Raw genomic sequence first — 20,527 nt, 5'->3', positions numbered from 1 at the left:
GCGCGGTGAGTGCGGTGAGTGCGGTCTGCGCCCGGCGCTCGCGGCGTTTATGCGCATAAAGTGCGGTGCACGGGTTGCTACTGGGTTGGGCTGGGTGGCCGCCGCCGGCGATAGCACCGGGTAGCGGCGCATCGCCTTGGCGCATTCCAGGCGACGCCGCGATCGCCCAATGATCCATGCGTCGACGGGTTTATGCGCACAAATCAATCGCCACATAAGGCGGGCGAGGGGGATCCACCGACACTAAGGCCAGCCCGTGCATTTCGATGCCAGGCGTGAGCCGCGTCCCGATCGTTGATGGTATTCGGCCCATCGGCCTGCCGGTGCCTTTTATGCACATATGCCAATCTCCGACCGCTAACGCGCGCTGGTCCTCTCCGTCGGTTTATGCGCATAAACATCGGGGCACTCACCGGTTCGTCGCCGCATACGCTCCGTGTCGCGAGCATCGCGTCGGCCTCGGCAATGTGGAGCGTGCCACATCGGTTCTAGTACAAGCACGGCCGCATCCTCGCTGGGACGCTCCACCCCGTGCGGAAGTTTATGCGCACAAACCCATCTGCCGCCCACTCCCCGCCCTTTCCTAACTCGGGAAGAGCAGGCGCCGACACATCGCAACGATCGGCTTCTCAACGGCGATCCCGGCCCGCCATCGGCACGCAGATCGCCGCCCTCATCACTCATCCGCAGCAGGCTCGCCTGCGTCCGCGCTGCTTATCCATCCGCCTCGCATCGTTTATGCGCATAAACCGATAGCCCGAATGGCTAACGCGTAGTTGGCGAACGACAATTTCATTGAAATATAAATATCGTCCTGTAGAATTCCAACGACCAAAAACAGGAGTGAAAATTGGCCGCGGAAATCATTGCAGTCACTCAACAAAAAGGTGGCGTCGGCAAAAGCACGATTGCCATGCACCTTGGCGCTGCATTCCATGAGAAAGGGAAGCGCGTCCTCGTCATCGACGCAGACGGTCAAAACACACTGATTCACTGGTCGAGCGCATCCGGCGACAGCGACACCGGCATCCCGTTCCCGGTCGTCAACCTCGCCGAAGCTGGCGGCCAGATCCATCGCGAGATCAAGAAGTTCATCAACGACTACGACATCATCGTCGTCGATTGCCCGCCGTCGATCACCGAAAAGGTATCCGGCGTCGTACTGCTGGCCGCATCGATCGCCGTGATTCCGACGTCGTCGTCGCCGGCCGATTACTGGTCGAGCGTCGGGCTGGTCAAGCTGATCCAGCAGGCGCAAGTGATGAACGAAGACCTCCGCGCCGTCTTCCTGCTGAACAAGACCGAAGAGAAGCGCATGCTGACCCGCGAGCTCAAGCGCGCGCTCGAGGAACTCGGCTTCCCGCTGTTGAAGACGCAAATCCCGACCCGGGAGGCGTACAAGCAGGCGATGGCGCTCGGTCAGACCGTGCTGCAGATGAACGATCGCGGCGCCAAGCTGGCCGCCGCTGAAATCCGCGCATGTGCCGACGAAATCGTCGCCATGCTGCCCTGACTTTATGCGCATAAAGGAATCACATGAAACCCTCCCAATTTGCAAAAGGATTCCAAGCGCGCCCGGATATCACGACGAGCGAAAAGCGCACCGCGCTTGATCGGCTGAATGCCATCGACGGCATCGTGAAGTCCGAGACGGCCACGCCTGCTCAGACGAAGTCCGCAAAGAAAGACATCGCGCCGCCGCCGGTTCCGGAAGTCCTGCTCGATCCGTCGACCGACGAGTCGCCGCAATATCGCGCGTGGCGTCTCGAGAACCGCTATGCGCCCGGCCAGGTGATCGAGCTGCCGCTGAAGGCGATCAAGCATAGCCCGTTCAATCCGCGGCACTTCTACCTGAAAGCGTCGATTGCCGAGCTCGCGGTCAATCTCGCGAAGCAGGGGCAACAGCAAGCGATCCACGTGATTCCGGACTACGACAATCCGGGTTCGTATTTCGTCAGCGACGGCGGCCGTCGCGTGCGCGCACTGAAGGAAGCGAACAAGGAATCGGTGAAGGCGATCGTGATCGACGTGCCGATCGGGATCGAGAGCTACAAGCTGGGCTACGACCTGAACGTGCAACGCGATTCGCAGACGGTGTTCGACAACGCCGTCGTGTGGCGCCGCTTCCTCGATGACAAACACTTCCAGAGCCAGAAGGAACTGTCCGAACATCTCGGCCTCGACGAGTCGACGGTCGCGGTCGCGCTGTCGATCGGCAAGCTGCCGGAAGCCGTGATGCAGGAGATGGTCGCGCGCCCCGATCGCTTCGGTTCGAACATGGCCTATCAGGTCGGCCGCTATCACAACGCGCGCGGTACCGAGGCGACGCTGCGGCTGATCAACAAGATCGTGTCCGACGATCTCAGCACGCGCCAGGTGTCGGACATCGTCAAGGGTCGCGTTGCGGCGCAGGAGACGCCGAAGCCGGCAGGCCGCCAGCGCTACGCGCAGCGTCTCGAGATCAAGCTCGGCGGCAAGTCCGTCGGCGACCTGAAGTCGTACGGCGAAGACCGTATCGAACTGCGCCTGCGCGGCCTGCCGAAGGACAAGCGCGACGCAATTCTCGAGCAGCTCGAGCGGATGCTGTTGTCGGAGTGACGGAAACGGCCGGCAGGGCCTGGCGAGGCGCCGGGCCCGCCGGGTCAGGCGGGCGACGGCGGTGGCCCGTCAGAGCCGCGTCAACGGGCCTCAGGCGGCCCGCGATTGATTCAGGGTGAACGACAGCAGATCGCCGTCGGTCGGCTCACCCCAGGTCTTCTGGGCCAGCCAGTCGAAAAACGCCGTCTCGGCCAGCTTCGAATCGAGACCGCGCTTGCGCCAGTCGTCACGCAGGTGCGAGCCCATCGTCGGCAACACTTCCGACTCGAACGACTCGCGCGCCACTTCGCGCTCCGCGTCGCCCTGCTCCTCGTACAGCACCTTCGCTTCCTTGCGGCGGAACGCCGCGAATTCGCTCAACAGACGCGCCTTCAGATCGTCCGGCTGCGCGGCCACGACCTTCGCCGAAGGCGTGCCGGAAGGCAGCGCGTCGACCGACTCGACCGGCGGCGCATAACCTTTCTTCAGCGCGTCCTTGAACAGCGCGGGCGCGCTGCGCACCGGCGGCAGCGTCGTGCTGCGCATCCGCTGTTCGGTCATCTGCAGCGCCGCGCGAATCCGGTTTTCCTCGCTGTCCGCGTAGAGCGTCTGCGCTTCCTTGAGCGGAATCCCGAGCTTCACCATCCGGTCGACCAGCGTGCTGTCGAACACGTTCGGATGCTCGTCGAGCGCGAGCATCGGCTGCTTGCGCTCGGTCACGCGAAACTGGATCTCCGCGACCCGCCGCCCTTCGCGATGCTCGATCAGCTCGACGAAGATGTTGGTGACCGCATTGACCTCGGCGATCGCCGGACGCAGATAGTCGCGCTTGAAGTACTTGTACTCGCGCTTCGCCTCGTCGCCGGCTTCCGTATCGGGCGTGCCCGACAGGATCGGCCGCCACCATTCCCACGGCTCGCGCATCGTCAGGTGGCTCGGGTTCGTCAGGTAGCGCACGCAGATTTCGTAGAGCGCGAGGCCGGCGCTGCTGCGCAGCTGGCTCTGGAACTGCAGGCTCAGACGCGCGTACTGGACCGGGTCGAGCAGCTTCTTCTTGATCTTCGGTGCGAACGAGAATTCCACCCACACGCGACGGGTGGTCGGATCCTCGAGAATTTCGGCATCGGCGATCAACGTCGAGATGCCCCATTTGCGGCCCGGCTTCTGGCTCGACGTGCCCGTGCTCCATTCGACCTGGACCGACACCATGCGGCGCAAGTGTTCCTTCACCAGCGCGGTGTCGTTCGAATCGAAAGCGGAGTTGGCGACGATATCCGACAGCAGCGCGCGATAGGTATCGCCGGAGTCGTCGGCCTGCTGCGCGACGGCCAGCAGGACATTGAACAGCTTGCGAGTCAGGAGCGTGATCTTGCCGCTCTTCGGCTGAATTGCGATCGCCTCGACGGCCTTACGCAATTCGGCTGAACTGGCACTCACCACATCCACATCGGTTTTCTTGGCGCGCTTCGTGGCCATGCGTCGGGTCGGAGGAGAAGTTTCACGGAAGGATAGCGCCTGTGGTGATGTGCGTCCAGAACGACATGCTCACCATAGCGGGTGAAGTCCGCGTGCAAACCGGCACTCACCCCAACCCGCTCCCGAAAACCCTCACCGGTCCGAATTTACAGCGTTTCAGACTCATCCAGACGTGTCGCGGGATGCGCGGATTCACAGATTTTTGCCTGTGCTCCACACGTGCGAAATTTGCTCCCGTATCGGCTCACCTTTCGATTTGTCGTAATTTTACGACTGCACTTCCGCGTCGCTCGTCACAGGGTCGCCACTCGATGCAGCGACTTCGAGCGTCGGGTCCCGGATCGGCCTGTATGCATGTACAGGCGCGGCTGTCGCGGAGATCGAAAGCCCGCTCGAGATCCGAAAACCCGCGCCCAAACGGCCCTGCGGGACGTCGGTCGCGGCGATTTCACGGGCCGGGCGCGCATTGTACAGCGCACAGAAACCGTTCGGTCCCGAAAATTCTCACCTCACCGGCTCGAAACTCTGTGACCCGGATACCGCCGAATCCCCGGCAGACGCGGGATCGGCCGCCAGAATCTCCCGAAAAGCCTCACCTTATTGAAAAAAGCGGCGCTATGACGGATGCGAACGCGACTCCCGAAAAACCTCACCGTAACCGCCGCGGTATCAAAAAGATCAATGGCATCCGATACTTAGGTGCGGCAGGCAATTTGCTGTGTTCGTCTGGCACCCCCCGAAAAACCTCACCTTTCCCCGGCCCTGACGAGCGCAACAGCTGTGTGGCAACTCCTGAAAAGTCTCACCTATGCCAAAAAGTGGCACAGCAAAAATCAGATTTCTGCCAGTCCCGGCGGGCTTTTCGCGGAATTCTCGCGCATGCCGGTCCTGAAAAGCCTCACCTTTGACCAATTTTCGTGCAACCGACGCTCCTGAAAAGTCTCACCTGTGACCTGAACGTCGCACGCCGAGCGATGCCCCGAAAAAGCTCACCTTACTGGGCTCCGGGCAGGGAAACCCGGATTTCGCTCCCGAAAAGCCTCACCTTTGGGCCCTCATCGGCCCCACAGTGCGCTTTTGCTGTGCAAAATGGCGGTCGCTTCCCGGAAATCCTCACAGCAAATCCCTGTGGAGTCCCGTGAAACCTCACCTTTCATGAAAACTGCCCAAAAGATGGGCAGAATCGGGGCGCGAAGAAGGTCCCGCAAATTCTCACCTATGTCTGCACAGGCAGAAAACTGTGCGCTCAGGCACAGCGCGGGTTCGGGCGCTGTGCGGCCCCGAAAATCCTCACCTTTTGGAAATCTCGTGTTTCACTGTGATCCCGAATCCGCTCACGACCTTTCCTGCATCGGCTCACGCAGCTCCCCGAACCCCATCACTTCAGTTCCCGCAGAAGGTCACCTTCGTTCCCGTAAAACTTCACCTTGTCGGCCGGAAAGCCTTGCTATATAAGGCTGTGCCGTGGCGTTAACGTTTTTAACTAAGGGTTCAAGGGTGTTTACTTCTAATACTCTCAAGCCGACGGTCGTCGAGTTTTCCACAGAGACACCACACCCGAACACCGCCCGCTCACGATCAAGCCCGTGATGTGAAACAAATGCACTTTTTCGGGGCTTGGTAGAAAACGCTTTCCGTACAAGCACTTGGGCTGCTTTCTTCGCTTTGTTTCACGGAATCCAAGGGCAGGCTCGCATGGATCGACTCACAGACGCGGTTTCTGTGCGGAGCGACGCAAATTCGCCACGGTCGACGAAAATAGGTATCAAAAAATACGTATTTCGTTATGATCGCAACATCTCAATGACAGTGAGTCGTGCCATGACCCTGGATGAAATGCGTGAAGTCATCCGTGAAGAACTGGAATCGCTGCGCTCGAGCGGCGCGCGCCGGCAGGAACTGTCGCTACATGCGTGCAAGCGCCTGTTCTTCGATCTCGGCATTCGGCCGTCGGCCGCCAACGTTCGCGACCTGACCCAGACCGGCAGCGCCAGCGACATTCCGAAGGACATCGATCATTTCTGGGAACGGATTCGCTCCGCGTCCAAAGTGCGGCTCGACGGCGCGGCGATCCCCAAAGCGGTCGAGGAAAAGGCCGGGGCATTGCTTGGCGCACTATATGAAGAAGCGCTGAAAGCGGCGCGGGAAAGTCTCGACATCGACCGCGAACAAGTTCGCGCCAGCCTGGCCGACGCGGAACAGCGGCTGCGCGACGCGTCGGTCAGGCAGGAAACGCTGGAAGCCGCACTCGCGCGCAGTGAATCGCGCAACGACCAGTTGCAGGCCCGCGTGACCGAACTCGAAGTACAGCTCGCCTCGCAATCGACGCACGGTTCGGCAAACGAAGCGACGCTGCTCACCACAGTCGCACGATTGGAAAAGGAACTGGCCGCGATGGCTGGCCGCGTCGACACCGAACAAACGCAGAACGCGGCGCTACGCGACCGCATCGACGCGCTGCAAGCCGAATTGCAGCAGCGCACCGAACACTATGCGCAGCAGATCAAGGACGCGGTGGCCGAAGCCGAGCGCCGCGTCAAACCGATGCTGGTCGAGCTGGACTCACTGCGCAGCATGGCGTCGACTTACCAGACCGGTTTGCGCGACGTGCAGCGAAAGGAATTCGATTTCCTGCAGCAACTGAGTTCGACCAAGGCCCGTGCGGACCGGCTCGAGGAACAGTTGCGCACGCAGAGCGATGAGCTCGAGCGGGCGATGCGCGACGTGAGTACCTTGCGCGCGAGCCGGGGCATGAATCCGGAAATTTCTGCACTGATACGGCGCCTGGCCGATGCGGGTCAACTGGATGCGGACGCGTTTTCCGCGATCGGCACGTCGCTCGACCACGAAGTCCCAGTGCCGAGCCAGTGCCCGCATTGCGACGGCGAACCGGAGCTGTCGCATGACGACGACGGCTTCGAAGTATCGTGCCCTGAATGCGAACATGCGTCCGGACCGTGGCCGTCCAGATTCGAAGCGGTCACGCGTTTCGCGCGCGACTGAACGCGTCGGCTGGCACAGCGATCGCACAGGTGAGGTGATCCGGGACGCGTGAGGTGAGATTTTTCGGGAGCTGTGAAACGGTGAGGCTACGCCGCACAAGGCTGCTCACGGATCACGCGCCGTGAGCAGCCGGTCGGCCATCAGTGAGTTTCGTCCTGCTCGGACGTGTCACCGGTCGCGAGATCGTCGCGCCAGTTTTTCCACGCGCGATGCAGGCGGTTCGACGAGATCGGCCGCATGAAGCCCAGCCATTTGCCGACCCGCTCGGGCGGCACGTCGTGCTCGAACAGTTCGGCCGCATAGGTGTTGCGCAGCGTTTGCGGACTCGCGCGCGCGGTGCGCGACGACGTGAGCCCGGCCGATTCGACGATCGCATCGATCGCGCGCAGCATTGTCGCCTTGTGCATTGGCCGTCCGGCGTGCGACGCCGGAAATACGAGCTCGCCCGGAATCTCCTGGCGTTTGCGCTCCACGAGCCACGCTTCGAGCAACGCGATCGCGAACGACGCCAGATGGGTTTCCCGCGCGAAATCCGGATGCGTCGACGGAATTTGCAGCGACGTTCCGCTTGTATCGATGCAACTAATCGTGAGTACGCGCGCTTCGCCGGTTTTCACGCCGGCACCCAGAAATACCGCGACGAGCGCGCGATCGCGTCGTTCTTTCCAGTAGGCAGAGCCCGACACGCCGATCGGTGAAAACAGGTAGGCCAGCAAGTTTGCGCGTTCGGCGGGCGTGAGGAAACCGGTCGGTTCGTTGTCGCGTGCCTGGCGCCAGTTCGCTTCGCCATCCTGAGCAATGAAGCGGGCAGGGTTCGTGGAGGCGAGTTCGGTGCGGCGGATATGGTCGAGCACGCGCTCGATCAACCGCAAATAACGCATGCGCTGCGTTTTCCGGATCGGAAGCTCAGCGACGAAATTCGCGATCGATGCGGTATCGACGGTGGCCAGGTTTTTCTGGTGTGCTCGCAGCCACGTGAGAAAGGCGCCCCATTGGGCGCGATAGACGTCGGCCGACGAACGGCGATATTCCTGCATCGCCAGCCAGGCGTCGAACGCAGTCTCGGGCGACACGATCCAGTCGGATGCGCCGCGGTCGAACAGATCCTTTTCTTCCGGGCGCGCTGGGGTGTCGGAGGGTGTAGGAAGGGACATGTTATTTATTCCGTTAGTTGCGTATATGGTAGCCCTTTCAGCAACGTCGCGGGCAGAAGGATGCGCGAGCCGGCCGTCGTGTCGGACGGCCCGGGCTGGACTCAGTCGCCCCACGCCTTGGACGGACGGTGAACGCGCTTGGCGGGCGTCGCTTCCTGCGACTTGGCGGCAGCTTCATACGCCAGGACCGCGAACGAGAAGACGGCCGGCAGCGCATTCGAGCGGCCGAAGTCGATCGGATCGTCTGTTTCGGGGAAGGTCATGTCCGACGGCCGTTCGAACAGTTGACGCATGCCGGCGTCGTGCCGGCTGGCAAAGCCGAGATCGGCGAGCGCCTCGGCTTCGATGGCGTGCAGCAGGCGCCAGGACAGCGGGACGCGCTGACGGATATAGCGCCCGGCTATATGGCGAACGATCAACTCGAGGTCGTGCGCGGCAGCCTTGAAGCTGAGCGCGGCCAAATCTTGTTCTTCTGTCATTGCAGGCTCCTGTCGACCGGCGCTGGCGCCTCCGTGCGCCGCTCCGGCCATGCATGGCGGAATGTCCGTATACTGTACAAACATACAGTACTTTCCGCAACTGGCCTTTCGGCCAGCTACCCGCCTCGTCAGCGATGGATCACGATCAGGAGTGCGCGCGCCTCGGCCTTGCCGGGGTTGCGGATCGCGTGCGGCGTGTCGGCCGGGTAGCGGGCGGTGTCGCCGGCTTTCAGGCGCCGGCTCGCATCGGCGGCTTCGATTTCCATTGCGCCCTGCAGCACGGTGAGGTGCTCGCGCGTGCCGGGCTCGTGCGCGTTCGATACGAGCGCGCCGCCGCCCGGCAGCGTCAGCTCGTACCACTCGAACTTGCCGGCAAGGTCGATCGGGCCCCATACGCGTAGTTGGTAGCGGCCGTCGTGGCCCGCCAGCGTCGGGATGTCGTGCGGGCCGTCCACGCGGATCGTCTCCGGCGCTTTCGGCTGCGAGAACAGTTCGTCGAGCGTGATGCCGAGCGCGTTCGTGAGCCGCCACGCGACTGCGATCGTCGGGTTGGCCTTGTCGCGCTCGATCTCGGAGAGCATCGACTTCGATACGCCGGCCGCGCGCGACAGGTCGTCGAGCGTCAGCTTGCGCTCGTTGCGCAGGCGCTGGATTTGCTCGCCGACGCGCGGCGGCGTCACGCCCGGCGGCTGCGGTACGGCGCCGGCAGGCGTGCGCCGCGACGCGGAGGAACTTGCCATTTGGTTTCCGTTCGCTTAGAGTTGTTCGGTATTTCGAATTGTAGTTCGGAATATCGGATAAATGCGGTCAACCGAACGACCGACTATAACAGTAGCAGGCCGCTGCGCTGCCGCCACGAGTGGCGCGCGACGGACTGCGAATCCCTGTCAGGAGCTTTGCGATGCGTGATGCCTTTCTCGCCCAGGTACGCGGGACGCTCGACCAGATCCGCGCGGACGGTTTTTACAAGACCGAGCGCGAGATCGCGAGTCCCCAGGCGGCGGCCGTGCGGCTCGCCGGCGGTGCCGGCGTGCTGAATTTCTGCGCGAACAACTATCTCGGTCTGGCGAACGATCCGCGCCTGATCGCCGCGGCGCAGGCCGGCCTCGATCAGGACGGCTTCGGCATGGCGTCGGTGCGCTTCATTTGCGGCACGCAAACCGTGCACAAGCAGCTCGAAAGCGCGCTCGCATCGTTCCTCGGCACCGAGGACAGCATCCTCTATTCGAGCTGCTTCGACGCGAACGGCGGCCTGTTCGAGACGCTGCTCGACGAGAACGACGCGGTGATCAGCGACGAGCTGAACCACGCGAGCATCATCGACGGCATCCGCCTGTGCAAGGCGAAGCGTTTTCGCTACAAGAACAACGATCTGGCCGATCTCGAGGCGAAGCTGAAGGAAGCCGACGCCGCGGGCGCGCGCCACAAGCTGATCGCGACCGACGGCGTGTTCTCGATGGACGGCATCATCGCCGACCTGAAAGGCATCTGCGACCTCGCCGATCGTTACGGCGCACTCGTGATGGTCGACGATTCGCACGCGGTCGGCTTCATCGGCGCACATGGCCGCGGCACGCCCGAGCACTGCGGCGTCGAAGGTCGCGTCGACATCATCACCGGCACGCTCGGCAAGGCGCTCGGCGGCGCATCGGGCGGCTATGTCGCGGCCCGGCGCGAGGTCGTCGAACTGCTGCGTCAGCGTTCGCGCCCGTACCTGTTCTCGAACACGCTCACGCCGAGCATCGCCGCCGCGTCGCTGAAGGTGCTGGAACTGCTCGGCAGCGACGAAGGCGCGAAGCTGCGCGAACGCGTGCGCGAGAACGGCGTGCGTTTCCGCGAGCAGATGACCGCCGCCGGCTTCACGCTGGTACCGGGTGCGCATCCGATCATCCCGGTGATGCTCGGCGACGCGCAGCTCGCGACGAACATGGCCGACAAGCTGCTCGCCGAAGGCGTCTACGTGATCGGCTTCTCGTTCCCGGTCGTGCCGCGCGGCCGCGCGCGCATCCGCACGCAAATGAGCGCTGCGCATACGCCCGAACAAGTCGATCAGACGGTCGCTGCGTTCGTGCGCGTCGGCAAGTCGCTCGGCATCGTCTGACGGAGGCGCGACCATGAAAGCACTGGCAAAGCTCGAACGCGGCCCGGGTCTCACGCTCACACGCGTGAAGCGCCCCGAAGTCGGACACAACGACGTGCTGATCAAGATTCGCCGCACGGCGATCTGCGGCACCGACATCCATATCTGGAAGTGGGACGACTGGGCGCAGAAGACGATTCCCGTCCCGATGCACGTCGGTCACGAATACGTCGGCGAGATCGTCGAGATGGGGCAGGAAGTGCGCGGTTTCGCGATCGGTGATCGCGTATCCGGCGAAGGGCACATCACGTGCGGCTTCTGTCGCAACTGTCGCGCAGGGCGCCGGCATTTGTGCCGCAACACCGTCGGCGTGGGTGTGAACCGTGAAGGCGCGTTTGCCGAGTACCTGGCGATTCCCGCGTTCAACGCGTTCAAGATTCCGCCCGAGATCTCCGACGATCTCGCGTCGATCTTCGATCCATTCGGCAATGCGACGCACACGGCGCTGTCGTTCAATCTCGTCGGCGAGGACGTGCTGATCACCGGCGCGGGCCCGATCGGCATCATGGCTGTCGCGATCGCAAAGCATGTCGGCGCGCGCAACGTCGTGATCACCGACATCAACGACTACCGGCTCGAACTCGCGCGCAAGATGGGCGCGACGCGGGCGGTCAACGTCGCGCGCGCGTCGCTGCGCGACGTGATGGCCGACCTGCGGATGACGGAAGGCTTCGACGTCGGCCTCGAAATGTCGGGCGTGCCGAGCGCGTTCACGAGCCTGCTCGAAGCGATGAATCACGGCGGCAAGGTTGCGCTGCTCGGCATTCCGCCCGCGCAGACGGCGATCGACTGGAACCAGGTGATCTTCAAGGGGCTCGAGATCAAGGGCATCTACGGTCGCGAGATGTTCGAGACCTGGTACAAGATGGTCGCGATGCTGCAGAGCGGCCTCGATCTGTCGCCGATCATTACGCACCGCTTTGCAGCCGACGATTTCGAGAAAGGCTTCGATGCGATGCTGTCCGGTGAAAGCGGCAAGGTGATTCTCGACTGGACGGTCTGAGTTTGAGTTTGATTAAGGCGGGGCAGCGCGGCGTGTTTGCCGGCTGCTCCGCTTCTATCGTATGAGCGTTCGTCGATGGCAGTTCGCGTCGACGAACGCGTAAGGTGAGACTATTCGGGAGCTGTGTTTTGTGTGCCGAGTGGCGGCTCGATCGCGCTGCCGTGGCGCGCATGAGCGCGGAAATCAACGGGCCGCGTGCACTTTCTCGTTGGCGTTACACCGACGATCGCTCTTCGATTCCCCGTAGCGCATCGGTGACATACGATCGCGCATGCACTTCACCCATCGGTGAGATGCGATCGCGCATGCGCCTCACCCCATCGCGGGTCACTCCCGTGTCTCCTCTGCCGCGCTGCTCGGTGCGTGTCTTTCTTCTATCCTTGCGCGTTTGCTCGACGTAGCTGAATCGCAAGCGCTAGTCGCCTCGCCTGCTTATCACGGCTTTGTCCGGGTCCCCGCCAGCACATCGGCGTGGCGCATCATCGCACCGTGTCAGCGAGCGTGAGGCGGTCGATCCCGCACGAACTCACCCATTACCTGCCAATCTACCGGCATCGATCGGTGCGCCTCCTGCTATTGGATCCGCTCACCGATCATCCATCGCGGTTCGAGTTGCAGACTCAACACGACGAGCCCAGCGTTTCGAGTATTCGGTGCGAGTTCGACCAGATCGCCATGCGCACCGGACACTGTCACGTACCCGGGCTACGCCGCATGCCGATACGCACGCGATGCGTCCGCCAGATGCCGGAACCTGACCGCGCCCAAGCGACGAACCGAAACGCCAGCCGCGTCGGCGCGTTCGGCCCTGCCGCTGTCAGGGCCATTGCAAACGGGGGTTGACGAGGGAGAACGATCGTTCTACCGTAAACCCATGAACACACATGATGACCTCGCCGCCGAGCCGGCTGTTCGCGACCGGCTGCTCGACGCGGCCGAAGCGCTGATCTATTCGGGCGGCATCCACGCCACGGGTGTCGATGCGATCGTGAAGCGCTCGGGTGCCGCGCGAAAGAGCTTTTATTCGCATTTCGAATCGAAGGAAGCACTGGTCGTCGCCGCGCTCGAGCGTCGCGACGAACGCTGGATGCGCTGGTTCGTCGACGCGACGCTGGCGCGCGGCAAATCGCCGCGTGCGCACTTGCTCGGGATGTTCGATGTGTTGCGCGACTGGTTCGCGCAACCCGATTTTCATGGCTGCGCATTCCTGAACGCGTCCGGCGAGATTGCCGACGCCGACGATCCGGTGCGCGTCGTCGCGCGCATGCACAAGGCGCGCTTGCTCGCGTTCGTGCGCGACCGGTTCGACGCATATGCCGACGCCGCCGGCATCGAGCGCCGCGGACTGGCCCGCATCGCGCGTCAATGGCTGGTGCTGATCGACGGCGCGATCGGCGTTGCGCTCGTCAGCGGCGACGCAACCACCGCGCGCGATGCGCGCGCAACCGCGGAACTCTTGCTCGATACGGTGTCTCGAGCGTCGAAGTAGCGTCCCTACCGGCTGCGTTCGTGCGCGGCCAGAACCTTGAACAGGAGCATCTCATGTCCGCTTCCCCGGAAGTTCGTCCGCCCGTTCCGCCCTTCACGCTCGAGACGGCACGCCAGAAAGTGCGTGCCGCGGAAGATGCGTGGAACACGCGCGACCCGCAGCGTGTCTCGCTCGCCTATACGCCGCAGAGTCGTTGGCGCAATCGCGCGGAATTCGTGACAGGCCGCGACGAGATCGTCGGCCTGCTGCAGCGGAAATGGACGCGCGAGCTCGACTATCGGTTGATCAAGGAGCTGTGGGCATTCGGCGGCAATCGCATCGCGGTGCGCTTCGCGTACGAATGGCACGACGACGCCGGCAATTGGTTCCGTTCATACGGAAACGAAAACTGGGAGTTCGACGAAAACGGCTTGATGGCGCATCGCCACGCGAGCATCAACGATCTACCGATTCGCGAAGCCGATCGCCTGTACCACTGGCCGCTCGGCCGCCGTCCGGACGATCATCCCGGCCTGTCCGATCTCGGGCTGTGACGCATCACGATGATGGCGCGCGTACGCGCTCGATCGTGTATCGAGCGCGTCGTCTGTGCTCAATGGTGAGGAAATTCGGGAGCCGAGCGTTGAGGTGAGGGTTTTCGGGAGAAGGGGCATTCTGTGCGGGACGGTGTGATTCTTTACGTTCTGCATCTCACCGATCAATCGTCGCAGGAAACCGGTCGATCGCGCTGACGAGAGCGGTGCGCGCGTTGCCGTGCGCGATCTTGCATCGTTCGAACGCAGGTTGAACGCGAAATCGCCGGACTGGGAGAACCGGGCGAGATCCAAGCGGTGTGTGTCGACCAGCGATGCAACTCACCGCTCAACTTCAATGCGATGCTGACCGCAAGGAAGGATCGACACGTAACCGTGCGCGCCACCGAATCGCGTTGCTCACCGTTCGATTTCGACGGCGAATTCAGCGCGCACGCATCAACGCGCGCGCACCGACATCGACCAAGGTGCGCGGCATTCAGTCGTGATGCTCACCCCCGAACATGACCTTCATCGACTGCTCGTCAGCCGCGCACGCTTCGCATCAGCGATCACCCAACGATCCGCGCCGCGATCGCCTCCCCGACTTCCTGCGTCCCCGCCTGGCCGCCGAGATCGCGCGTACGCGGGCCGGCGCGCAGCACGTCCTCGATCGCCGCGACGATCGCGTCGTGCGCATCGCGTTCGCGGCCCGTGCCATTGCCGAGGAAGTCGAGCATCATCGCCGCCGACCAGATCATCGCGATCGGGTTCGCGATGTACTGGCCCGCGATGTCCGGCGCGGAGCCGTGCACCGGTTCGAACAGCGACGGAAACGTGCGATCCGGATTAAGGTTCGCCGACGGCGCGATGCCGATGGTGCCCGTGCAGGCCGGCCCCAGATCGGACAGGATGTCGCCGAACAGATTCGACGCGACGACGACGTCGAAGCGGTCCGGCTGCAGCACGAAACGCGCGCACAGGATGTCGATGTGCTGCTTGTCGACGGCGATCTCCGGATAGCGTTCGCCCATTTCGGCCGCGCGCGCGTCCCACCACGGCATGCTGATCGCGATGCCGTTGCTCTTCGTCGCGACGGTCAGGCGCTTCGCGCGGCGCTGCGCGAGCTCGAACGCGAACTTCAGCACGCGCTCGGTGCCGTGACGCGTGAAGATCGACTGCTGCATCACCACTTCGCGCTCGGTGCCTTCGAACATCGTGCCGCCGACCGAGGAATATTCGCCCTCGGTGTTTTCGCGCACGATCAGGAAATCGATGTCGCCCGGCTTGCGGCCGGCGAGCGGCGACGGCACGCCGTCGAACAGCCGCGCGGGCCGCAGGTTGATGTACTGGTCGAACTCGCGGCGAAATTTCAGCAGCGAACCCCACAGCGAAATGTGGTCGGGCACCGTCGCGGGCCAGCCGACTGCGCCGAACAGGATCGCGTCCATGCCCGACAGTTGCGCCTTCCAGTCGTCCGGCATCATCGTGCCGTGCTGCGCGTAGTAGTCGCAGCTCGCCCAGTCGATCTGCTCGAACTCGAAACGGATGCCGAAGCGCGCGGTCACGGCCTCGAGCGCGCGCAGGCCCTCGGGCATCACTTCACGGCCGATGCCGTCACCGGGGATGACGGCAATCTTGTACGTCTTGTCGCTCATGCGAGCCTCCTTGGCTGGTCGGGCCGCCGGCAGCATGCGCGGCGGAACATGACGCCATTTTATTTATTTCCATTCAGATTAAAATCGGGCGAAAGGTTAATCGACTTTCCACGAATCGTGAATAAATCGCCAAATCTCGACGACCTGCGTGTCTTCAGCCTGGTCGTCCGCCTGACGAGCTTCAGCGCGGCCGCCGAGCAGCTCGCGGTGTCGCCCGCATACGTGAGCAAGCGCATCGCGCTGCTCGAGGCGCAGCTCGGCACGCGGCTGTTGCATCGCTCGACGCGCCGCGTGACGGTCACCGAGGCCGGCGAACGCGTGTTCGCGCGCGCCGAGAAGATTCTCGACGACGTCGATCATCTCGTCGAGGACGTGTCGACCACGCGCACGGTGCCGCGCGGCACGCTGCGTATCTCGAGCAGCTTCGGCTTCGGCCGGCATGTCGTCGCGCCGGCACTGCTCGACTTCTCCGCGCGCTATCCGCAGCTGAACGTGCGGCTCGATCTGTTCGACCGGCTTGTCGACGTCGCAGGCGAAGGCTACGACCTCGACGTGCGCATCGGCGACGACATCGCCGATCATCTGATCGCGCGCCGCCTGGCTGCGAACTATCGCGTGCTGTGCGCGTCGCCCGACTATCTCGCCCGACGCGGCACGCCGCGTACGCTCGCGGATCTTGCGTCGCACGACTGTCTCGCGATCAAGGAGCGCGATCATCCGTTCGGCGTGTGGCGGTTGAAGTTGCGCGGAGAAACGGCGACGGTGAAGGTCGGCGGCGCGCTGTCGACGAATCACGGCGAGGTGGCCGTGCAATGGGCGCTGGCCGGGCGCGGGATCGTGCTGCGTTCGATTTGGGAGGCCGGGCCGCTGATCGAGCACGGCGAGCTCTGTCGCGTGCTGCCGGACGCGATTCAGCCGGCGAACATCTGGGCGGTGTATCCGGAACGTGTCGCGGCGTCGGCGAAAGTGCGCGTGTGCGTCGACTTTCTGGCGGAGGCGCTTGCCGGGTTGAATGCGGCGGCGGCCGACGACGTGGGCTGAAATCGGTCAAAGGTGAGCTTTTACGGGGGCATGTGCGTGGCGTCGGCACACTCCCCCACACCCCCGTTTATGGCTCGCAAACGCATCGCGAGCACGACAGCGTGCAACAGGCACCCGATGCGTCGGGCAACCCGCAACCCGCAACCCGCAGTTCAAGCCTCAAGCCACCTTCGCCACACTCTCCACCCCAAGCATCAAGTCGAGATTCTGCACGGCCGCGCCGGAAGCCCCTTTGCCGAGATTGTCGAACACCGCGGACAACAGCACCTGACCGTGTTCGTCATTGACGAACACACTGAGCCGCATGTCGTTCGTCCCGTTCAGCGCTTGCGGATCGAGATGCGTGATCGCGCGAGTGTCCGCGAGCGGCGTGACCTCGACGTGGCGCGCGCCGGCGTAATGGTGCGCGAGACACGCATGCAGCATCTCACCGGTCACGCCGGCGGGGAGCAGGCGCAGCTCGATCGGCACCGTCAGCACGATGCCCTGCCGATACGCACCGTAAGCCGGCACGAACAGCGGACGATGCGCGAGCCCGGCATGCCGCTGGATCTCCGGCACGTGCTTGTGCGCGAGCGCGAGGCCATAGACCTGCAGCGGTTTCGCATGTGCGGCGTCGTTCGTTTCGAACGCGTCGACGGCGGCCCGCCCGCCGCCCGAGTAACCGGACACCGCATGGATGCTCACCGGATAGTCGCGCGGCAGCAGGCCGGCTTGTTGCAATGGCCGAAGCAGACCGATCGCGCCCGTCGGATAGCAGCCGGGATTGGTGACGCGCCGCGCGTGCGCGATGGCCTGCGCGTGTCCGTCGACCATCTCAGGAAAGCCGTAGACCCATGCCGGATCGGTGCGATGAGCCGAGCTCGCATCGATCACGCGTACCGCCGGATTCCGGATGAAGCCGACCGCTTCGCGTGCGGCGTCGTCGGGCAGGCACAGAATCGCGATATCGGCGGCGTTGATCGCATCGGCGCGCCGTACGGGATCCTTGCGTTCGGCATCGGGCAGCGTGACGAGCCGCAGGTCGGTGCGACCGCGCAGGCGCTCGTGGATCTGCAATCCGGTCGTGCCTTGGTCGCCGTCGATGTAAACAGTGGAAAGGCTCATGGTGGTCGCGTTCCTCGTTGCGGACGTCGGGAAAGCCATATCGTCCATCGAACGCCTAGAATAGGAAAAGTTGAATTTCCTGATTGCCGGATTCAGTTTTCCTGAACGAGAGGTAGCAATGCGCGAGATCAGTCTGGACCGGCTGCGTACGCTGGTCGCCATCGTCGACCAGGGATCCTTCGTCGCCGCCGCGCAACTGCTGCATCTTGCGCCGCCGACGGTCAGCCTGCATGTCGCCGAACTCGAAAGCCGCATCGGTGCGCCGCTGCTGTCCCGCACGCGCGGCAACGTGCAGCCGTCGACGATCGGTGCGGTGCTGGTCGAGCGGGCGCGTCGTCTGCTGGCCGAAGTCGAGTCGACCCTCGACGACGTCGAGCGGCAGGTGCAAGGATTGACCGGGCGGGTGCGCCTCGGCGCATCGACCGGCGCGATCGCTCATCTGTTGCCGCAGGCGGTGGCGCGGCTGCGCGAGCAGCATCCGGACATCGATGTGCAGATCGCGGTGCTCACGTCGCAGGACACGCTGGCGCGCATCGCACAGGGAACGCTCGACGTCGGGCTGGTGGCGTTGCCGCAAGCGGCGGTCGCGGGGCTGTCGATTCGCGCGTGGCGGCGCGATCCGGTGCTGGCCTTCCTGCCCGCGGACTGGCGGCTTCCGGCGCGCGTGACGCCGGCTTATCTGGCCGCGCGCCCGCTGATTCTCAACGACGCGACCACGCGGCTGTCACGGCTCACGACGGAATGGTTCGCGCTCGGCGGTCACCGGCCCGAGCCACGCATCGAACTCAACTACAACGATGCGATCAAGAGCCTCGTCGCCGCCGGTTACGGTGCGACGTTGCTGCCGCACGAGGCCGGCGCCCCGCTGCCCGATGCACGCATCGTGATGCGGCCGCTGCGGCCGGCGTTGTGGCGCGAACTGGGCATCGCGCATCGGGCCGGGCCGATCGAGCGATCGACCCAGCACGTGCTCGACGCGTTGTGGGCGCTCGGCCCGCGCTAGCGCGTTCGGGGGCCCGCGCTGCCGCGTTAAAGACGGTTGTCCTTCGCGAGCATCAGCACGCGCGCCCAGCGTTGCGCGTCGCGCTTGTCCGTCATCGGCAGTTTCCATTCGCCGCGCACGGCATCGCGCACGCGCACGACCAGATGCCAGCGGCCGTCGATCGGCGCGGCTTCGCACCCGTCGAGCTGCGACAACGTATAGCGGCCGTCCGCGCCGTCATGCGATAGCCACAGCAGCCCTTGCGTCGCGGACACGCGCACCTCGCCCCACGCGCGATGCACGATGTGGGTCCAGCCTTGTTCCTTCGTGTTCGGGGCGATGTCGCGGCGGCGTTTGATCCACCACGCGATCAGCGCGATCAGGATCGCGGCGGCGAGCACGGCGGCCGCGATCGCGACCGGCTGACCGAACTGCGCGGCGATGACGTGAAACAGGTGAACGGCGCCCCATCCCAGCGCGATGAGCGCGAACAGCGCAATGAAAATCGGCATATCTAATCGGAAAAGAGGACGGACCGGCACGGCTGACGCGCCGGTCCGTCGCACACGGCATTACCGGCGGCGGTGAATGTCGTGCGTGACGAAGCCCGCGTCGTTGACGGGCAGCGCGAGGCCGTCCTTGACTGCGAGCGTCTTGCGGATGTCGTCGAGCCCCGCGCTCCAATGGTCGCGCATCGTCGAAAGACCGAACTGATAGTCCTTGTAGTGGTGCTCGTACGCCTTCTGCTGATAGATCAGGTGCTGGATGTTGTACTTCTTCCCGCTCGACATCGCTTCAGCCTCGACGCACCACGGGTCGTTCTTGCGCTGCTCTTCGGGCACCTGGTCGAGCACGTGGCGCAGCACGTTGCGGTAGCGCTGTTCGCGCTGCAGCGTGTCGGTCACGAAACGCGTGCGGCTCGAATACTGCACGTCCTTCGTGCGTTCCGCGACGTCGGCCATCGTGCGGGGCAGCGGCCCGCGTGCGCTCCACAGATCGACCTGGAACGCGAGGGTGTCGCGGCGCGGCCGGGCGCGCAGCACTTCCATCAGCGGTGTGTTCGACACGACGCCGCCGTCCCAGTAGTACTCGCCGTCGATCTCGACCGGCGGGAACGCGGGCGGCAGCGCGCCGGACGCCATGAAATGCTCGGGCGTGAGGCGAATGCGCGAGTTGTCGAAGTACACGAAGTTGCCGGTGCCGACGTTGACCGCGCCGACCGACACGCGCGTCTCGCCCGAGTTGATCCGGTCGAAATCGCACAGCTTGAGCAGCGTCGCGCGCAGCGCCGACGTGTCGTACCAGCTGATCTTTTCCGGATGATCGGACACGCCGGGCAGCGGCGGCGGAAAGCGCGGCGAGAAGAAGCCCTGCTGGCCCTGCATCATCGCGCTTGCGGCCTGCGATGCGGTGAAGAACGTGCGGATCTGATCGATGCTGTTGAACAGCGCGAATTCGAACGCGGCCGGAATCGCGGGAAAGAACGCCGGCTGGCAGATCGTTTCCCAGAATTGACGCAGCCGCTCGACGCGATGCTCGGGCGCATTGCCGGCGATCAGCGCGGTATTGAGCGCACCGATCGAGATGCCGGCGATCCAGTCGAGCGGAATGCCTGCTTCATGCAGCCCTTCGAACACGCCGGCCTGATACGCGCCGAGCGCGCCGCCGCCTTGCAGGACGAGCGCGATCGTTTCGTACGGCAGCGACCGCGCAGCGGCCGGCGCGCCGGCTTCGTGGTGCAGGTCCGCCGCATCGACGGCCTGCTTTTCTGTACGCGCGTGCGGTTTCATCAGTTGCTCCGAGAAATCCCGCCGTGGACGGCGGTGACGGACGGCGTGGCGTCGATCGACGGCGCGCCATCTCGAGAATGGGCAGTGGTGCGGAAATCGCCTCCCGTCAGCAAGGA

At 64.1% G+C, this 20,527-nt stretch carries 17 protein-coding genes; 9 read left to right on the top strand and 8 right to left on the bottom strand.

Annotated elements, in window-relative coordinates; all coding sequences use genetic code 11:
• Window positions 1–850: 850 nt before the first annotated feature.
• Window positions 851–1,513, top strand: coding sequence for a ParA family partition ATPase (gene parA, locus C7H84_RS32860; RefSeq protein ID WP_121862712.1), 663 nt, complete (start codon window positions 851–853; stop codon window positions 1,511–1,513).
• 23 nt (window positions 1,514–1,536) lie between these two features.
• Complete coding sequence (locus tag C7H84_RS32855; protein WP_121862711.1) at window positions 1,537–2,598, top strand: ParB/RepB/Spo0J family partition protein; 1,062 nt, start codon at window positions 1,537–1,539, stop codon at window positions 2,596–2,598.
• Between the two features lie 90 nt (window positions 2,599–2,688).
• Here the strand turns inward: C7H84_RS32855 and C7H84_RS32850 are convergent, their stop codons facing one another.
• A complete protein-coding gene (locus C7H84_RS32850; protein ID WP_121862710.1) occupies window positions 2,689–4,053 on the bottom strand; it encodes a replication initiation protein in 1,365 nt (454 codons plus the stop codon).
• A gap of 1,821 nt (window positions 4,054–5,874) precedes the next feature.
• On the opposite strand from C7H84_RS32850, the gene C7H84_RS32845 reads away from it, so the two are divergent.
• On the top strand, window positions 5,875–7,056 hold the full coding sequence (locus C7H84_RS32845; RefSeq protein WP_121862709.1) for a DNA-binding protein: 1,182 nt from the start codon (window positions 5,875–5,877) through the stop codon (window positions 7,054–7,056).
• 140 nt (window positions 7,057–7,196) lie between these two features.
• On the opposite strand, the gene C7H84_RS32840 is transcribed toward C7H84_RS32845, so the two are convergent.
• The 3 genes from C7H84_RS32840 to C7H84_RS32830 all read right to left on the bottom strand — a co-directional run bounded on the left by C7H84_RS32840 (window position 7,197) and on the right by C7H84_RS32830 (window position 9,429).
• Window positions 7,197–8,210, bottom strand: coding sequence for a tyrosine-type recombinase/integrase (locus C7H84_RS32840; protein ID WP_121862708.1), 1,014 nt, complete (start codon window positions 8,208–8,210; stop codon window positions 7,197–7,199).
• A 101-nt stretch (window positions 8,211–8,311) separates the two neighbouring features.
• On the bottom strand, window positions 8,312–8,689 hold the full coding sequence (locus C7H84_RS32835; RefSeq protein ID WP_121862707.1) for a DUF2471 family protein: 378 nt from the start codon (window positions 8,687–8,689) through the stop codon (window positions 8,312–8,314).
• Between the two features lie 128 nt (window positions 8,690–8,817).
• A complete protein-coding gene (locus C7H84_RS32830) occupies window positions 8,818–9,429 on the bottom strand; it encodes an XRE family transcriptional regulator (RefSeq protein ID WP_121862706.1) in 612 nt (203 codons plus the stop codon).
• 161 nt (window positions 9,430–9,590) lie between these two features.
• On the opposite strand from C7H84_RS32830, the gene C7H84_RS32825 reads away from it, so the two are divergent.
• From C7H84_RS32825 to C7H84_RS32810, 4 genes are all read left to right on the top strand, one after another.
• The gene (locus tag C7H84_RS32825) at window positions 9,591–10,790 is read left to right on the top strand and encodes a glycine C-acetyltransferase (RefSeq protein WP_121862705.1); all 1,200 of its coding nucleotides are present in this window, start codon (window positions 9,591–9,593) and stop codon (window positions 10,788–10,790) included.
• Window positions 10,791–10,803: 13 nt separating this feature from the next.
• On the top strand, window positions 10,804–11,832 hold the full coding sequence (gene tdh, locus C7H84_RS32820) for an L-threonine 3-dehydrogenase (RefSeq protein WP_121862704.1): 1,029 nt from the start codon (window positions 10,804–10,806) through the stop codon (window positions 11,830–11,832).
• Between the two features lie 874 nt (window positions 11,833–12,706).
• On the top strand, window positions 12,707–13,321 hold the full coding sequence (locus C7H84_RS32815) for a TetR/AcrR family transcriptional regulator (RefSeq protein WP_121862703.1): 615 nt from the start codon (window positions 12,707–12,709) through the stop codon (window positions 13,319–13,321).
• 53 nt (window positions 13,322–13,374) lie between these two features.
• Window positions 13,375–13,854, top strand: coding sequence for a nuclear transport factor 2 family protein (locus C7H84_RS32810; RefSeq protein ID WP_027781811.1), 480 nt, complete (start codon window positions 13,375–13,377; stop codon window positions 13,852–13,854).
• A gap of 551 nt (window positions 13,855–14,405) precedes the next feature.
• On the opposite strand, the gene C7H84_RS32805 is transcribed toward C7H84_RS32810, so the two are convergent.
• Window positions 14,406–15,491 carry a tartrate dehydrogenase gene (locus C7H84_RS32805; protein WP_121862702.1) on the bottom strand — a complete coding sequence of 362 codons (1,086 nt, stop codon included), beginning with the start codon at window positions 15,489–15,491 and terminating at the stop codon, window positions 14,406–14,408.
• Window positions 15,492–15,608: 117 nt separating this feature from the next.
• Between C7H84_RS32805 and C7H84_RS32800 the strand changes: the two genes are divergently transcribed.
• Complete coding sequence (locus C7H84_RS32800; RefSeq protein ID WP_121862701.1) at window positions 15,609–16,532, top strand: LysR substrate-binding domain-containing protein; 924 nt, start codon at window positions 15,609–15,611, stop codon at window positions 16,530–16,532.
• A 159-nt stretch (window positions 16,533–16,691) separates the two neighbouring features.
• Here C7H84_RS32800 and argC read toward each other — a convergent pair whose 3' ends face one another.
• Window positions 16,692–17,639: an N-acetyl-gamma-glutamyl-phosphate reductase gene (gene argC / locus C7H84_RS32795; RefSeq protein ID WP_121862700.1), complete on the bottom strand. Its 948-nt coding sequence runs from the start codon at window positions 17,637–17,639 to the stop codon at window positions 16,692–16,694.
• A 118-nt stretch (window positions 17,640–17,757) separates the two neighbouring features.
• Here argC and C7H84_RS32790 point away from each other — a divergent pair, with 118 nt between their 5' ends.
• Window positions 17,758–18,642 (top strand): LysR family transcriptional regulator, encoded by an 885-nt coding sequence (locus tag C7H84_RS32790; RefSeq protein ID WP_121862699.1) that lies wholly within the window; start codon window positions 17,758–17,760, stop codon window positions 18,640–18,642.
• A gap of 26 nt (window positions 18,643–18,668) precedes the next feature.
• On the opposite strand, the gene C7H84_RS32785 is transcribed toward C7H84_RS32790, so the two are convergent.
• On the bottom strand, window positions 18,669–19,133 hold the full coding sequence (locus C7H84_RS32785; protein WP_121862698.1) for a hypothetical protein: 465 nt from the start codon (window positions 19,131–19,133) through the stop codon (window positions 18,669–18,671).
• A gap of 60 nt (window positions 19,134–19,193) precedes the next feature.
• A complete protein-coding gene (locus C7H84_RS32780; protein WP_162999435.1) occupies window positions 19,194–20,411 on the bottom strand; it encodes a patatin-like phospholipase family protein in 1,218 nt (405 codons plus the stop codon).
• Window positions 20,412–20,527 lie beyond the last annotated feature (116 nt).

This window comes from Burkholderia sp. Nafp2/4-1b (assembly GCF_003635165.1).
Lineage (GTDB): Bacteria > Pseudomonadota > Gammaproteobacteria > Burkholderiales > Burkholderiaceae > Burkholderia.
The sequence above is the reverse complement of the archived record's forward strand: the minus strand, read 5'-3'. Positions and strand labels throughout refer to the sequence as shown.

Bases quoted from the DNA above. Each gene is read 5' to 3' on its own strand.
- C7H84_RS32815 (WP_121862703.1), top strand. From the start codon at position 12,707: ATGAACACACATGATGACCTCGCCGCCGAGCCGGCTGTTCGCGACCGG.
- C7H84_RS32835 (WP_121862707.1), bottom strand. From the start codon at position 8,689: ATGACAGAAGAACAAGATTTGGCCGCGCTCAGCTTCAAGGCTGCCGCG.
- tdh (WP_121862704.1), top strand. From the start codon at position 10,804: ATGAAAGCACTGGCAAAGCTCGAACGCGGCCCGGGTCTCACGCTCACA.
- C7H84_RS32790 (WP_121862699.1), top strand. From the start codon at position 17,758: ATGCGCGAGATCAGTCTGGACCGGCTGCGTACGCTGGTCGCCATCGTC.
- C7H84_RS32845 (WP_121862709.1), top strand. From the start codon at position 5,875: ATGACCCTGGATGAAATGCGTGAAGTCATCCGTGAAGAACTGGAATCG.
- C7H84_RS32830 (WP_121862706.1), bottom strand. From the start codon at position 9,429: ATGGCAAGTTCCTCCGCGTCGCGGCGCACGCCTGCCGGCGCCGTACCG.
- C7H84_RS32805 (WP_121862702.1), bottom strand. From the start codon at position 15,491: ATGAGCGACAAGACGTACAAGATTGCCGTCATCCCCGGTGACGGCATC.
- C7H84_RS32855 (WP_121862711.1), top strand. From the start codon at position 1,537: ATGAAACCCTCCCAATTTGCAAAAGGATTCCAAGCGCGCCCGGATATC.
- C7H84_RS32850 (WP_121862710.1), bottom strand. From the start codon at position 4,053: ATGGCCACGAAGCGCGCCAAGAAAACCGATGTGGATGTGGTGAGTGCC.
- C7H84_RS32780 (WP_162999435.1), bottom strand. From the start codon at position 20,411: ATGAAACCGCACGCGCGTACAGAAAAGCAGGCCGTCGATGCGGCGGAC.
- C7H84_RS32825 (WP_121862705.1), top strand. From the start codon at position 9,591: ATGCGTGATGCCTTTCTCGCCCAGGTACGCGGGACGCTCGACCAGATC.
- C7H84_RS32785 (WP_121862698.1), bottom strand. From the start codon at position 19,133: ATGCCGATTTTCATTGCGCTGTTCGCGCTCATCGCGCTGGGATGGGGC.
- C7H84_RS32840 (WP_121862708.1), bottom strand. From the start codon at position 8,210: ATGTCCCTTCCTACACCCTCCGACACCCCAGCGCGCCCGGAAGAAAAG.
- argC (WP_121862700.1), bottom strand. From the start codon at position 17,639: ATGAGCCTTTCCACTGTTTACATCGACGGCGACCAAGGCACGACCGGA.
- C7H84_RS32810 (WP_027781811.1), top strand. From the start codon at position 13,375: ATGTCCGCTTCCCCGGAAGTTCGTCCGCCCGTTCCGCCCTTCACGCTC.